Source organism: Nostoc sp. NMS7, from assembly GCF_017115085.1.
Taxonomy (GTDB): domain Bacteria; phylum Cyanobacteriota; class Cyanobacteriia; order Cyanobacteriales; family Nostocaceae; genus Nostoc.
Map to the genome: position 1 here is coordinate 1 of NZ_JABXKJ010000058.1, position 14,357 is coordinate 14,357.

The 14,357-nt window shown below is 40.5% G+C and carries 14 protein-coding genes; 11 read left to right on the forward strand and 3 right to left on the reverse strand.

Annotation, left to right across the window (positions count from 1 at the left end; all coding sequences use genetic code 11):
* Window positions 1-255 precede the first annotated feature (255 nt).
* The gene (gene acsF, locus HWQ38_RS04645; protein WP_292790418.1) at window positions 256-1,332 is read right to left on the reverse strand and encodes a magnesium-protoporphyrin IX monomethyl ester (oxidative) cyclase; all 1,077 of its coding nucleotides are present in this window, start codon (window positions 1,330-1,332) and stop codon (window positions 256-258) included.
* Window positions 1,333-1,516: 184 nt separating this feature from the next.
* Between acsF and HWQ38_RS04650 the strand changes: the two genes are divergently transcribed.
* From HWQ38_RS04650 to HWQ38_RS04675, 6 genes are all read left to right on the forward strand, one after another.
* Window positions 1,517-1,768, forward strand: a complete 252-nt coding sequence (locus HWQ38_RS04650) for a DUF433 domain-containing protein (protein WP_292790421.1) — start codon at window positions 1,517-1,519, stop codon at window positions 1,766-1,768.
* The gene (locus HWQ38_RS04655) at window positions 1,752-2,120 is read left to right on the forward strand and encodes a hypothetical protein (protein ID WP_292790424.1); all 369 of its coding nucleotides are present in this window, start codon (window positions 1,752-1,754) and stop codon (window positions 2,118-2,120) included. Before HWQ38_RS04650 ends, HWQ38_RS04655 begins: the two co-directional genes overlap by 17 nt.
* Before the next feature lie 318 nt (window positions 2,121-2,438).
* Complete coding sequence (gene hemN / locus HWQ38_RS04660; RefSeq protein ID WP_292790427.1) at window positions 2,439-3,821, forward strand: oxygen-independent coproporphyrinogen III oxidase; 1,383 nt, start codon at window positions 2,439-2,441, stop codon at window positions 3,819-3,821.
* Window positions 3,822-4,665: 844 nt separating this feature from the next.
* The gene (locus HWQ38_RS04665) at window positions 4,666-4,944 is read left to right on the forward strand and encodes a GlsB/YeaQ/YmgE family stress response membrane protein (RefSeq protein WP_292790430.1); all 279 of its coding nucleotides are present in this window, start codon (window positions 4,666-4,668) and stop codon (window positions 4,942-4,944) included.
* Between the two features lie 164 nt (window positions 4,945-5,108).
* Entirely contained in the window at window positions 5,109-5,801 is a 693-nt protein-coding gene (locus HWQ38_RS04670) for a manganese catalase family protein (protein WP_292790434.1), read from the forward strand.
* 299 nt (window positions 5,802-6,100) lie between these two features.
* Entirely contained in the window at window positions 6,101-6,841 is a 741-nt protein-coding gene (locus tag HWQ38_RS04675; protein WP_292790436.1) for a DUF3891 family protein, read from the forward strand.
* 53 nt (window positions 6,842-6,894) lie between these two features.
* Here the strand turns inward: HWQ38_RS04675 and HWQ38_RS04680 are convergent, their stop codons facing one another.
* Window positions 6,895-7,056: a hypothetical protein gene (locus tag HWQ38_RS04680; RefSeq protein WP_292790438.1), complete on the reverse strand. Its 162-nt coding sequence runs from the start codon at window positions 7,054-7,056 to the stop codon at window positions 6,895-6,897.
* Window positions 7,057-7,143: 87 nt separating this feature from the next.
* Window positions 7,144-7,404: a photosystem I reaction center subunit PsaK gene (gene psaK, locus HWQ38_RS04685; RefSeq protein ID WP_292790441.1), complete on the reverse strand. Its 261-nt coding sequence runs from the start codon at window positions 7,402-7,404 to the stop codon at window positions 7,144-7,146.
* A 518-nt stretch (window positions 7,405-7,922) separates the two neighbouring features.
* Between psaK and HWQ38_RS04690 the strand changes: the two genes are divergently transcribed.
* From HWQ38_RS04690 to HWQ38_RS04710, 5 genes are all read left to right on the forward strand, one after another.
* A complete protein-coding gene (locus HWQ38_RS04690; RefSeq protein ID WP_292790444.1) occupies window positions 7,923-9,194 on the forward strand; it encodes a glycosyltransferase family 1 protein in 1,272 nt (423 codons plus the stop codon).
* Window positions 9,195-9,396: 202 nt separating this feature from the next.
* Window positions 9,397-9,627 (forward strand): hypothetical protein, encoded by a 231-nt coding sequence (locus HWQ38_RS04695; protein WP_292790447.1) that lies wholly within the window; start codon window positions 9,397-9,399, stop codon window positions 9,625-9,627.
* A gap of 259 nt (window positions 9,628-9,886) precedes the next feature.
* On the forward strand, window positions 9,887-11,614 hold the full coding sequence (locus HWQ38_RS04700; RefSeq protein ID WP_292790450.1) for an NFACT family protein: 1,728 nt from the start codon (window positions 9,887-9,889) through the stop codon (window positions 11,612-11,614).
* 638 nt (window positions 11,615-12,252) lie between these two features.
* Window positions 12,253-13,032, forward strand: coding sequence for a class II glutamine amidotransferase (locus tag HWQ38_RS04705; protein WP_292790452.1), 780 nt, complete (start codon window positions 12,253-12,255; stop codon window positions 13,030-13,032).
* A 587-nt stretch (window positions 13,033-13,619) separates the two neighbouring features.
* The gene (locus tag HWQ38_RS04710; protein ID WP_292790453.1) at window positions 13,620-14,282 is read left to right on the forward strand and encodes a sulfite exporter TauE/SafE family protein; all 663 of its coding nucleotides are present in this window, start codon (window positions 13,620-13,622) and stop codon (window positions 14,280-14,282) included.
* Window positions 14,283-14,357: the final 75 nt, after the last annotated feature.

A 14,357-nucleotide genomic window follows, 5' to 3' on the forward strand; every position in this document is an offset into this window, starting at 1 on the left:
AGTACCATATTTTGGGCTATTTTTATCGGATTTTTCTTAACATTCAACACTTCTGCGGCAGATCATTTCACAGCCACTTAAACAACCCAGTCGGCAGCATGGCAAATCGCTGCACCCAACGCCGCTAAAAGTTATCTGTTGGGCGTTGCATTCCTGTGCGGACGAAAAGCACTTTGGAAATTAAATATGCGTTATTCAAAACCCTTGTAGAGACGTAGCACTGCTACGTCTCTACATTCTTGTTCACCCCTATGTCTAATGAACTGTCCCTCTCAATGATTCAGCATCAACGGGTTTGATTAGGTAAGTCTGCAATAGATGCCCAACTATGGAGGCTATCAAGGGTAATTTTTGGCAGAATTTTACAATTGGTGAGCGATCGCTCTTGTTAATCTCTGCTATTTTCAGATTAAGATCAGAACACCGCTCCAACCGCCGGAAAAACTCTGGATGATTTGTATTCAAAATCAGGGGAAATGCGCGGGCGGCGGTGTTATTCGTCTCTGCAATGACTTTAGTATTATATTCGCGCGGGTCTATCCCTATCGATTGATAAAACGTTGCGCGTTCAAATACTGTCAAGGTGTGAGTCGCAAAAACAGTCAGCAAAAAGAAACGCACCCACAATCTAGCTCTCCAATTGTTCCATAATTGAGGTTGCGATCGCAGCAGCGCTTTAAAGAAATCTCCATGTCGATTTTCATCCTGACACCAACTCTCAAACTTGCGGAACAATGGATAAATTTGGTGTTCTGGATGTTTTTCCATGTGGCGATACACCAAGATGTAGCGCCAGTAGCCAATTTTCTCCGATAGGTAGACTGTGTAAATAATCCACTCTGGCGGAAAGAAGGTATAAGTGCGATTTTTGGTTAAATAACTTAAGTCAAGGGAAAGATTAAAATCTGCCATTGACTTGTTCAAAAATCCCGCATGGCGTGCTTCATCCCGTGCCATAAAATTAAAGGCTTCCGCCAGAATGGGATTGCGGTTTTTCAGACGACGCGATAATTCTTTGAACAGCAGAAATCCCGAAAACTCGGAAGTGCAGGAACGTTCCAAAAAGTCAATAAAAGCGACGCGTGTTTCCCCGTCAATGTGATCCCAACACTGTTTAAATTCTTCATCACGTACAAAATGATCGCGGTTATAGTCTGCTCGTAACTCCTCTACAATTGCCACTAACTCCGCTTCCTGCGCCGAAATATCCAATTGCGCCGCAGCTTCAAAGTCAGTGGTATAAAATCGGGGTGTTAATAATGTTTCCTGAACAGGCGCTTTTACACCTGACTTCAGCAACTCAGGTTTCGGGGTTTCCAGAGACTTAACCATAAGAATCCTTTCATTTTTTATGCCTTAAAAGTTATATAACCATAAATAGCCTATTGAGGACATCAGTTAAATTATTGAAAGTAAATTGTGAGAAATAAGCTTACCGCCTAAGCTAAACTTTGTGCATAACTTGTGCATAATTAATGACACATAATTACTTTTGCTAGATGCAAATACCTTAACGATGGATATTCAAAAGATTTTACGTGACCGACGAATTATTCACTCTGATCCACAGGTAATGAGCGGAACTCCAGTCTTTGTTGGAACGAGAGTTCCATTGCAAACCTTTTTCGACTATCTTGAGGGTGAAGCAGGTTTAGCCGAATTCTTAGAAGATTTCCCACATTTGCAAACTCAGGTATTGCTAGTTTTGGAAGTGATTGCAAAAGCAATGCTGGTTCAGGAGCGAACTGCTGGTGCTCATTCTACTTGATGAGAATCTGTTGAGCAAAAAACTCAATAAGCCATTTGTGGATGCAGGCCATTTGGTGCAAAATGTGGAAGATATGGGCTGGCGTGGTGTGAAAGACCCAGAGCTTTTAACATTGCCACAGGCGCATCCTTTTGATATTTTTATTACAGCAGATAAGAACTTGCCATATCAACAAAATTTGCAGTGTCTTACGTTACAGATTGTAGTGCTGGATGCAAAGAGTACGCGCCCAGATTACCTACTACTATTAATTATTCACATTAACGGTTTACTGCAATCTTTAGTTCCTGGCTCAGTTACATTGATTAACGATGCGGGAAAAGTTACAACTTTCAACCTTGTTGCTGGTTAGAGATAAAAATTGTCTATTCAGACTCCTGGCTTGTCAAACAATAAATAAATATTAATAACTTAATCGTTATGCAAATATTAATAGTTAAATAATCTTAGGAGAAATAAAAATAGCTGGGATTTGCATCGGCAGTGGTACTTGCTGGATAGAATGATGCAGATCCTCTTTAAACCTAGAATGTCATTTGTCATTGGTCATTTGTCATTTCCTCCCTCATCTGCCTCATCCCCCTCATCCCCCTCACTCCCATTCGGCTACGCTGACGGCAAGCCCACTCCCCACTCCCCTCCCTTCATACATTCATTGGAAAGCAACTCAATGGTTTTTCTATTACCTAGTGTCAAGTTTGATCTGGATCTGATCCAAAAGTACGACACTCGCGCACCCAGATACACCAGTTATCCGCCCGCTACAGAGTTAAGCGAAACATTCACTGAAACTGATTTTAAGGCCGCGATCGCAGCATCGAATCAACGCAAAACTCCTATAAGTTTATATTTCCACATCCCCTTTTGCCAAAGTGCTTGCTACTTCTGCGGCTGTAATACGGTAATTTCTAACAATAAGAATATTGCTAAACCTTACCTGGAGTCTTTGGTTCAAGAGATCAAAAATACCGCAGCTTTAATCGATTTAGATAGAAAAGTGCTGCAAATCCACTGGGGAGGTGGTACTCCTAATTACTTGGATCTTCACCAAGTAGAATTTTTATGGAAAAACATCAATCGCTATTTCAACATCGATCCACAAGCCGAAATTTCAATTGAGATTAATCCCCGCTATATCGATAAAAACTACATTTTTTTTCTGAGACAGATTGGGTTTAACCGGATTAGTTTTGGCATTCAGGATTTTAATCACCAAGTTCAAGTAGCTGTTAATCGTGTCCAGCCAGAAGAAATGCTATCTGATGTGATGAGTTGGGTAAAAGAAGCTAAGTTTGAAAGTGTGAATGTAGACCTAATTTATGGTTTACCTTATCAAACCCGCGAGACATTTCAAGAAACTCTGAAAAAGACTATTGAGTTAGATCCTGACCGAATTGTTGTGTTTAACTTTGCCTATGTACCGTGGCTCAAACCGACCCAAAAAAACATTCCTCAAGAGGCGCTACCGCCAGCAGAGGAAAAGTTAGAGATTTTGAAAATGACCATTGAAGAATTGACGAATAACCAATATCTATTTATTGGGATGGATCATTTTGCTAAAACTAATGACGAACTAGCGATCGCTCAACGCAATGGCACTCTCAAACGCAATTTCCAGGGCTACACTACCCACGCTGAAACAGAACTTTTTGGCTTTGGTGCTACATCCATCAGTATGCTAGAAGATGCTTATGCTCAAAACCACAAGGAATTAAAGGACTATTATCAGACACTTGCAGCAGGTGCTTTACCTGTTAGTAAAGGTATCAAACTTACTCAAAATGACATCATCAGACGGGATGTGATTATGGGTATTATGTCTCACTTTCAGTTGCATAAGCAAGACATTGAAAACAAATATCAGATCAATTTTGATGAATATTTCTCTGAGGAACTAGAGGCGTTAAAACCATTAGAAGCCGATGGTCTAGTCAGTTTATCAAAAAATCAAATCCAAATTACAGACATCGGTAGATTACTAGTCAGAAATATTGCCGTCATATTTGATACTCATACAAGAACGCGAGAGACAAAATTCTCCCGCGCCATTTGATTCCACTTTTGCCTTTGCTAAATATTATTCCCTCAATCTACCTTGAAAATAACCGTTGAGGGGATTTAACTAATTACGATCGCGTAGCGAGGTTAGTACCAAAAACTTTAAACTTAGGGCTTACGCACTGTACAAATGCCTCGTGATGTGCAATAAATATCTTGAGGAAGTTTTCAGGCTTTTCTTAATTATCCTGCGATGCCTACGACGGTAAACTACGTAAATAGATCATGCTGTAGGGGCACACCAATGAGCTTTTTCTGTGCCCTTACGAAAGATATGGTTTTTAACCTTGATTCATATTTGGTATTTTTTGTCAATGCGTAAGTCCTAAAACTGACTGCGTAGGTTGGGTTGAGGAACGTAGCTTTCCTCCTGCAGGGTAACCCAACATTTGCGGGGCTTTGTTGGGTTGCGCTTTGCTTAACCCAACCTACTAATTACTACCTTGAAAATAACCGTTGAGGGGATTTAACTAATTACTGTCTTCGTAGCGCGAAGGAGTCCACGTAAAGAGAGCGTCATTACGAATTACTTTAACGCATCTCCAAAAAGTTAGATAATATTTTTCCATCTGAAGACAGATATAAAAAAACATAGATTGATTAATTTATTAATGTCTACTTCTATAGCAAAGAATATCCAGACTTATGTATTCAATAATTCCTGATTTATCTGGCAAAACTTTTGTTTAACATTTTTATGCTAGAAATGCCAATTTTCATCCAAATCTTGATGTAAAGTTTTTTGTCTAACTTTTGGATTTAGCATTTATCCCATCTGGTAGAAAGAATTTTTAATCAGAGTTGATAACTTAGATATAAGTGAGATTGTTGAGGCAGTTATGAGTATTATTGCTTGGGTAGCTTTAGGACTTTTGGCAGGTGCATTCGCTAAAGCTATTTATCCTGGCTATCAAGGCGGCGGAATTCTCTCCACAATGATTTTAGGTATCATTGGTGCTTTCGTCGGTGGAAGTCTGTTTACCTTAGTAGGAACAGGAACTCTGCAAATTACTGCGGCTGGCGCTGGTTTAACTCTTGCTGGTATTTTAGTGGCTGTGCTTGGCGCAATTGTTGCTATTTATCTATGGGGATTAATCAGAAGAAGCAGCAATGCCTAATCGTTGAATGGCAGTTATTAACACTGACATGACTAGTGTATTTTCTCAGTTTTCTAGTTCACCAGTTTGAGAAGCTATTAAACATCAAATTAGCTCTATCTGGAAAATACTAGAAGACAAGCCGATCCTTTGTGTGACATCATAATTTTTGGAAGTGTAAATCCATGTTTTTTCATAAAAAAGAGCCTATTCATGCAGTTAAGGTCACTGAAGCAAACCCTCGTTTTGCTCAGTTACTTTTAGAGCAGTTTGGCGGAGCTACTGGCGAACTTAGTGCAGCACTTCAATATTGGGTTCAATCATTCCATGTCGAAAATCCTGGAATTAAAGATATGCTGCAAGACATTGCGATCGAGGAATTCAGCCATTTAGAAATGGTTGGTAAACTGATCGAAGCTCATACCAAAAATGTGGATCAAACAGAGGCTTATAAGAGTACCCTGTTTGCACTCCGAGGGGTTGGGCCTCATTTTCTAGATAGTCAAGGTCAAGCTTGGACTGCAGCTTACTTGAATGAGGGTGGAGATGTAGTGCGTGATTTAAGAGCTAACCTTGCAGCAGAAGCTGGCGCTCGTCAGACTTACGAAGAATTGATTAAGTTGGCAACTGACAAAGGAACCCAAGAGACTTTAGTGCATCTGTTAACACGAGAAATTTCTCATACCCAGATGTTTATGAAAGCTCTAGATTCACTAGGTAAGTTGACAGATCCATTCTTTGGTAATATTAAGCCAGATGAAACTGTTGCTCTCTACTACAACCTATCTACAAGCGATAATGGTAAAGATGAGCGTGGCCCTTGGAATTCTGAGCCCACATTCAAATATATTGCTAATCCGCAACAAACTCACTCCTAATTTCATAGGTTGATTTGAAGCAAAGAGATTTTTGGCAGATTCTTAAAAACTCCCAATTATCCTGTGGGCAAATAGCCCACCTTCTTTAGCAATTGTTGGCCTGTTAAGCTACATCTGGTGAACAAAAACATTCCCGACTTTTTTAATAAGTCGGGAATTTTAGCTAAGTATTTGGGTATTAGACTCAATTAAAAATAGCTATGGCTAGACTGAAGAATTCAGAGCGATCGCACTTCAATATCTACCCCGACTTTTCGGAATTCAGCAATTAATTCAACTCAAAATCAGGATATTTTTTTGTGATTGTCAACGCTACGCCAAATGGTTGGCAAGTAATTTATCATCGTGCCCATGCTTTATTAGCAGCTGAACTGGCGGGACAATGGCGACGTAAAGATGCTCCTGTAAGGTTATATGCAACCCTAGCTGCAATTTCCCATCATGATGACCTAGAAAAAGAGTGGGAAGAAGATATTCTGACTGAAGCTGGTGTGCCAAAGGACTTCACCCTCAGTTCAAATAACGATGTAGGTAGCACTGTCGAGAAATTAGCTGAACTAGCAAACAATGCCCGCTACCGTGGACGGTGGGTGGCTCTATTAATTTCCATGCATATCAGCCGTTTAAATGAGTCAAAACGGGGTCAGGCTCCAGAAATGGACAAGTTTCTGGATGAACAACTTGAAAATCAGCAACATTGGCGCAAAGAACTGGGCATTAAAAAGGAAGATGTTGATGCAGCCTACGCATTTATGCAATGGTGCGATCGCCTTTCTCTGATCCTCTGTCAGCAAGAACTACCTGAGGATGAGCGGTTTTTAGAAATTAGCAAGGGTCCTGAAGGTCAGCGCTATGACATCATGCAGCGCAGTGATAACTTGGTTGTTGTTAAACCCTGGCCTTTCGAGAACGATAAATTCACGGTCAATGTCGAAGCCTGCGATATCTCCCAGGTAAAATTTGAAAGCAGCACCGAATTAACTCAAGCACTACAAGAAGCCCCCATCAAGGTATTAGAGTGGACATTCGTTAAGAGTTAGATTACATACAGCTGCAAAAAAGACAAAGGTTAGGACTAGGGCGTGTTTTCAAACTACGACCATAAAACAATGGATGCGTCAACGTTTGCTGGTGCGATCGCTAGCATAGCTGTATAATTTACAGCAAGTTTTTCATATCGGCTAGCAATACGCCAAAATTGCTTGAGTCTATTAGTTAGCAGCGTTTTCAGGATATAAGGGTTTTCAACGGGCATTCTGATAAAAAAGAGCCAGAGAACTAACTTTCTGGCTCAAAGTTGGAGACAAAAGAATCATCAAATAAAGGCTAACTTGGGTAAAACCTAAATTCTTCCCAGGTTATGCAGCCCTAAGACAGCGCCCACACCTAAGATATGACCAAAGGCGGCACTTGCTAAAAAGGCTGGTAAACCAAAATTACCTAAGAAACTGACTGATGGTAGTTTTGGTTCTGCGTTGGGATACTTGATGGTAGATTTGCCAATGACAATGGCTAGGATATTAGCCAGAATTATAATCAGCCCAACTGTCGGACTCCATTCTAGGGGTGTGGTTGCAGCAGCGAGTAAGGTTGAAGTAAACACCTGATTAGCTCCTGAAATTTATTAATGATTGAAAATATAATCTGAAACTTTCCGAAGCAAATTCCAGAAAGTACCCAATTTTGCATCAATATTTAACAGTTATTCTTACTACTTAATACAACATCAGTTCAACGCCGTGAGTTGACTGTAGTAAATGGTTTGAACTTCAATCTCCGAACGAATCGGTTTTTTAGTTTTAAATTATACCTTAGCTTTAATTTAGTCGAACTCACGTCAATCTATCTACAGCAATCCGTGCAGGATTAAAGATAGATGAAAATTGGATTTTCATCTATCAAAAGTATGAGATATTGATAAATATATGAATTTTCTATATTTAAATAAATTAAATCCAAACACATAATTTAAAAGCATACTTCTGGCAGAAGATATAAAAAATATTAGACATATTAAATTAAAATAAATATTAATCAAAGTTTTTAAACAATTCTGATAAGTGTGCTAGACACGAACCTGGAACAGCTTAAAACTTTGTAAAAATCAGCAACACACAAACTATGAACTCTATTACCGAAAAACGTATCGCCTTGATTTCCGTCCACGGGGACCCGGCGGTTGAAATAGGGAAAGAAGAAGCTGGGGGACAAAATGTTTATGTGCGCTACGTGGGTGAAGCACTAGCGCGGCTGGGTTGGCAAGTTGATATGTTTACCCGCAAGGTGAGTCTGGAGCAAGACTTGATTGTTCAACACAGCGACAATTGTCGAACTATTCGTTTAAAAGCTGGCCCGCTTGAGTTTGTGCCACGAGATGATATTTTTGAATATCTGCCAGAATTTGTGGATAATTTGCTCACATTTCAAGTAAAAAATGACATTACATATCAGTTAGTTCACACTAACTACTGGCTCTCTAGTTGGGTGGGAATGGAGTTAAAAAAAATCCAAGAGAGTAAACAGGTTCACACATACCACTCATTAGGAGCAGTCAAATACAACACTATAGAAAAAGAAAATATTCCCCTGATTGCTAGTGTGCGATTAGCAGTGGAAAAAGAGGTGTTGGAAACAGCAGAGCGAATTGTCGCGACAAGTCCCCAAGAAAAGGAACATATGCGATCGCTAGTTTCCACTAAAGGCAATATCAACATCATTCCCTGCGGTACTGATATTCAACGCTTTGGTTCGATTGCGCGAGAAGCAGCCAGGCATGAATTGGGTATTGACAAAGAAGCGAAAGTTGTATTATATGTAGGACGTTTTGACCCACGCAAAGGGATAGAAACCTTGGTGCGTGCAGTAAACGAGTCTGGGCTACGTGACTCCAACAATCTCCAGCTAATTATTGGTGGTGGTAGTACTCCAGGTAATTGCGACGGCATAGAACGCGATCGCATTGAGCAAATCGTCAATGAATTGGGGATGAGCGACTTTACCATCTTTGCAGGTCGTCTCAGTCAAGATATTTTGCCAACTTATTATGCAGCTGCCGATGTTTGTGTTGTTCCCAGTCACTACGAACCTTTTGGACTGGTGGCGATCGAAGCGATGGCAAGCGCTACACCAGTTGTAGCTAGCGATGTCGGCGGACTTCAGTTTACTGTGGTTGATGAAGAAACTGGTTTATTGGCATCACCACAAGATGTAGATGCCTTTGCGTCTGCCATTGACCGAATTCTTTTAAATTCAGAGTGGCGAGACGAATTGGGTAAAGCCGGGAGAAAGCGCGTCGAAAGCAAGTTTAGTTGGCATGGCGTAGCAACTCAGTTGACTGAACTTTATACCCAACTGCAACAACCAGTCAAAGAATCAGTATTGCTTACTAAATAACCTTCAAACTAACCCAATACTGTTTGGATAAGATCATCTACATCCCGATAACTTTTGTAGAGACGTAAAGTTTGCGTCTCTACACATACCTCTTTATAATAAGCGTTTCAGCTATCGGAAATCATGGGAGAAATAGCGATCGCTTTGAGTGAACTAAAAGTATCGCCTGAAAGGCCGAACACAAAAACAGGAAATTCTACTCATGTTGGAAATTGAAGATTTGGGAGTGAGTGTAGAAGAGTATTTGGAAGGATTAAGAGCAGGTATTGACGTTTTGGAATTGAAGCGGTTAGAAGCAAAGGGAATTCCAACAAACCTGGCTTTGGAAGTGATGACTATCGCACCAAAGATAATCAATGGTACGGCTACTCCTGAAGAAGTTGTTAGAGGAATAATGATTCTAACACCATCCCTTAGGCAACAACTTGAATAGGGAAATATCCAAAAATTCATCCGAAGTAATAAAGCAACTGCAATCATCACAGACAACACTAGAAGACGATTGTAGAGCAAAATAGTGGTTGTGTGGTAGCACATCCCAGACGGATTAACTTGAAAATCACTCGCGTCTGTGAGGTAAGTAAAGTATTGCCGTTCAAAACGCCTAATTTGAAAGATATGAGCGGGTCTGCTTATATTTGACCATTGAATTAGGAACTATACTGAGCATCGACCTTTGAACGCGAACGGCTATGCAACCAGTTGACTTCACCACCCTTACAGCTACTTGTAGCGAAATCCGCACTAACTGGCTGCCCTCGCGGACAGAACAGGTTTATCAGCGCGATCGCTACACTATTGCCATAGCATTACGCACCCTGAAACAACGGGATTGGCTACAAATTTCTTGGCATCCCCAAGCTGCACATATTTGTATCGGTGATCCACCACCGCGATCGCCAGATACTTTTACCTTTAGCCAACAACTGATACACCAATTGGGTGGTTTGGCACTAGTAGGAATTGAAGCGATCGCCCCTTGGGAGCGGGTGATTGATTTGCAATTTGCCCGTCGTCCGGGAGAAAGCGCCCTATATCATGTCTATGCAGAAATCATGGGCAAGTATAGCAACGTCATTCTCACCGATGCCAGCAATATAATTATCACCGCAGCCCATCAAGTCAGTCAGCAACAATCTAGTGTCCGTCCCATCCAAACCGGACAACCTTATGAAACACCACCAAAACTGACTGGAACTGTCCCCAGTTTGAGCGAATCTCAAGAACGTTGGCAAGAACGGGTAAGTTTAGTGCCAGGAGCAATCAAGCGGCAATTGCTGAAAAGTTATAGTGGCTTGAGTGCAGCCCTACTAGAGTTAATGCTGCTAGAAGCAAATATCGCACCAGAAACATCCACCGATAGCCTTAACTCTAACGATTGGCAACGACTATTTGAGCGTTGGCAAGAATGGTTGCAAGCCTTGGATTCCAGTAAATTTAAACCCGGTTGGACAAAAGATGGTTACACCGTAATGGGTTGGGGTGCAGTTGAAAACGTCAAAAATATTCAGGAGTTACTCAACCGCTACTACAGTAACCAGATTAACCAACAGTTATTTTCCCAATTGCGCCATCAGTTGAGTCAGAAATTGCATAATATTCTGGCGAAATTAGGTAATAAAGCTCAAACCTTTAAGACGCGCTTGCAGCAATCAGATCAAGCCGATGAGTATCGCCAAAAAGCTGATTTATTAATGGCTCACTTGCAAAACTGGGAACCGGGGATGAAAGAAATTATCCTTGCTGATTTTGATACAAGTTTGCCAGTAGCGATCGCTCTCCAACCAGATAAAAATGCTGTCCAAAATGCCCAAAGTCTTTACAAACAGCACCAAAAGCTCAAACGCGCTCGTAGTGCTGTTGAACCACTACTTTTGTCAGTGCAGACAGAAATTGAGTATTTAGAACAAGTAGAAGCTGCGATATCTTCGATAGACACCTACCAAACAGCAGAAGATTTGCGAGCTTTAGAAGAAATCCGCGAAGAGTTGATTGGACAAAAGTATTTAGAAGATCCAGAATACCGCAAGAGCAGCGCTAACGAAGTTCCCAGCACCAACTTTCATCGTTACGTTACCCCCAGCGGCTTTGAAGTATTAATCGGTCGTAACAATCGCCAAAATGACCAATTGACCTTTCGTGTAGCTGGGGATTATGACCTATGGTTTCACGCCCAAGAAATTCCAGGGAGCCATCTGCTATTACGTCTAGAACCAGGTGCTGTTGCAGAAGAAGTTGATTTGCAATTTGTAGCTAATCTTGCCGCCTACTACAGTCGCGCTCGTCAGAGTGAGCAAGTACCAGTAGTTTACACTCAGCCAAAACACGTCTACAAACCCAAAGGAGCAAAACCGGGAATTGCCATTTACAAGCAGGAGAGCATCCTCTGGGGAAAACCACAATTAGTCATTAGTCATTAGTCATTAGTCATTGGTCATTGCTCATTGGTCATTGCTCATTGGGCATGGGGCATTGGGCATTGGGCATGGGGCATGGTTTCTCCTTATCTCCCTTATCTCCCTTGTCCCCCTTGTCCCCCTTGTCCCCCTTGTCCCCCTTGTCCCCCTTGTCCCCCTGCTACCCATCTATACCCTGCGATCTGCTGAATTATCCTGATAGATAGAGGCTTTTAAGCTTTCTTCCTATCTTTTTTTAATAAATATTCCGGAAAAATCTGTGTTGGCTGTTACAATATTGTTAAGAAAAGTTGCCCGTTGCATTTTGGGAACGCGCAATTGGGTTTTAACTCTCTTGAGAAGACAACGCAAAAAAAGATTTTCTAGGCCAGCTGTGGGATGCTGGTCTTTTTGTCTTTAAAGTGCTTATACATTGGTTATCGGATCTAGAACTTTTGATACCGACAAGAGGACTTTTCAAACATCCTCTAAAGACATGCTCGCTTTACAGTATGCTCTTGGTACATCAGTAGTACTTTTGAACTAACGAAGAATGTCAGGTTAAATACGTTTTTAATTGACAAAAAGCTCTAAAATAGCACGCTAATGGTATGAATAATTATAATTTTCTTAATAGCTGAAACTATTGCTATGACTTTATTATGTGCCAATTGCTCGGAATGAACTGCAATGTCCCAACGGATATTTGCTTTTCTTTTGAAGGGTTTTCTGCACGGGGAGGAAAAACAGATGATCATAGCGACGGTTGGGGCATTGCTTTCTTTGAAGGAAAGGGATGTCGAATGTTTTTAGATCCCCAACCTTCTGTTGCTTCTCCAGTAGCGGAGTTCGTGCGGAGTTATCCCATCCACTCAACCCATGTCATAGCTCATATCCGCAAAGCGACTCAGGGTGAAGTTGCCCTACACAACTGCCATCCTTTCCGCAGAGAATTGTGGGGTCAGTATTGGGTGTTTGCCCATAATGGTAATTTGCCAAATTTTAAACCGGAGAATTTGGGCTTTTATCAAGCCGTAGGTGACACCGATAGCGAAAAAGCATTCTGTATGATCCTAGAAACATTGCGATCCCACTTTCCTGATGGTAAGCCTGACATCAAGAAACTGTACCCTGTGCTGCAAGAAATTACTGCTATAATTGCAGATTTGGGTATATTTAATTACTTGTTATCAGATGGAGAACACTTTTTTGCTTATTGCTCAACTAAACTCAGCTACATTGTTCGTCAAGCGCCCTTTGCAGCTGCCCATTTAATTGATCAAGACATGACCGTAGATTTTCGGGAGGTGACTACCGAACGCGATCGCGTCGCTGTCATTGCTACCACACCCCTAACTGACAACGAAGTTTGGACACAAATCCAACCGGGAGAATTACTAGTTTTTCAGGACGGATTGCCTCTTAAATATGCATTCACTTAAGAATCTGATCCTGTTGGCGAATTCAAAAATTAATCAGATATTTTTCCCATTTAGATACTTTCTAGATGGTTTTTTTTCAGGCTTTTCATATTGAGTAATTTACAGTTAATTTTCAGGTAAATAGACTCGCTATTTAGGGACACACTAATACTCATACAAGCAAAAAAGTTTTAATATATTGCCTCGTTCCTAGTCTCTGACTAGGAATGCCCTCTGTAAGGCTCTGCCTTACTTCCTCGCGGCAGAACCACAAAAACAAGCATTTCCTTCTTATACCTGGAAACGAGGTTTGAAAAGTGTTTCAGCTTCAGTTGACACGCATGAGGAATGTTCTCTATAACAGATGTATTTCACTGTTGTAATTTACCAATTTATACAACTCTCCCCCAACTTAGTTGTTACCAATTCATCTAAAAAATACCGCTTTTCTTGGTATAAAATCTATAATTTGACACTGAATTATATCTAGATTAATATACTTTAAAAATACTGTAGCTCTTTTTTTACAAGAGCTACATATACTTTTTGGCTATTGTAAGCATACTTACAAAAAATGTATTACTAACAACATAAATATAAAATATCTAATGACTGCTACTCAATTACTCTTCCTCATTGCAATTTTCTTTCTAACAAGTGTGATAAGTGTCATTACAGGCAGCACCTCTTTAATTACTGTTCCTGTAATGTTGCAATTGAGTATTGAACCGCGTACTGCTCTTGCGACCAATATGCTGGCATTAACCTTTATGAGTGTTGGTGGTACATTGCCTTTTATTGGTAAAAAAGCAATTGACCACAGTCGCTTACCAATAATGATTTTCTTAACGCTTTTAGGCTCAATTATCGGTGCATTTATTGTTTTAGTTGTACCTTCAAAATCGATGCCTTTGATTATCTCGATTTTGATGATTGTGGTTGCCGTGTTTTCAATCAGCAATCGGAATGCTGGAATCGTTTCCAGAATAAAGAGTCCATCACGAATAGCAGAAATTGGTGGATATGTGGCAACTTTTGTGCTTGGTATTTATGGTGGTTTCTTTAGTGGTGGCTATGTCACCATGCTCACAGCAGCTTATGTCAGTCTATTTAAGATGACGTTTGTTCAGGCGATCGCAAACACAAAGTTTATCAACATTTTTTCTTCGCTGATTGCCACCATTATTTTCTTTACACAGGGAATAGTTGATTACAAACTAGGTATTATTCTGAGTATTACTATGTTGGTTCTTCAGTACTTGTTATGCTAAATTATTAGTTTCAAATTCAAAAGGATATTAAAAATTGTATTAAAAAATTACTAAAAGCATTGCAATTATTGACAT

What these genes read in the sequence shown, in the direction of transcription:
- acsF (WP_292790418.1), bottom strand. Translation starts at nt 1,332, where the DNA reads ATGGTTAAGTCTCTGGAAACCCCGAAACCTGAGTTGCTGAAGTCAGGT.
- HWQ38_RS04650 (WP_292790421.1), top strand. Translation starts at nt 1,517, where the DNA reads ATGGATATTCAAAAGATTTTACGTGACCGACGAATTATTCACTCTGAT.
- hemN (WP_292790427.1), top strand. Translation starts at nt 2,439, where the DNA reads ATGGTTTTTCTATTACCTAGTGTCAAGTTTGATCTGGATCTGATCCAA.
- HWQ38_RS04665 (WP_292790430.1), top strand. Translation starts at nt 4,666, where the DNA reads ATGAGTATTATTGCTTGGGTAGCTTTAGGACTTTTGGCAGGTGCATTC.
- HWQ38_RS04670 (WP_292790434.1), top strand. Translation starts at nt 5,109, where the DNA reads ATGTTTTTTCATAAAAAAGAGCCTATTCATGCAGTTAAGGTCACTGAA.
- HWQ38_RS04680 (WP_292790438.1), bottom strand. Translation starts at nt 7,056, where the DNA reads ATGCCCGTTGAAAACCCTTATATCCTGAAAACGCTGCTAACTAATAGA.
- HWQ38_RS04690 (WP_292790444.1), top strand. Translation starts at nt 7,923, where the DNA reads ATGAACTCTATTACCGAAAAACGTATCGCCTTGATTTCCGTCCACGGG.
- HWQ38_RS04695 (WP_292790447.1), top strand. Translation starts at nt 9,397, where the DNA reads ATGTTGGAAATTGAAGATTTGGGAGTGAGTGTAGAAGAGTATTTGGAA.
- HWQ38_RS04700 (WP_292790450.1), top strand. Translation starts at nt 9,887, where the DNA reads ATGCAACCAGTTGACTTCACCACCCTTACAGCTACTTGTAGCGAAATC.
- HWQ38_RS04705 (WP_292790452.1), top strand. Translation starts at nt 12,253, where the DNA reads ATGTGCCAATTGCTCGGAATGAACTGCAATGTCCCAACGGATATTTGC.
- HWQ38_RS04710 (WP_292790453.1), top strand. Translation starts at nt 13,620, where the DNA reads ATGACTGCTACTCAATTACTCTTCCTCATTGCAATTTTCTTTCTAACA.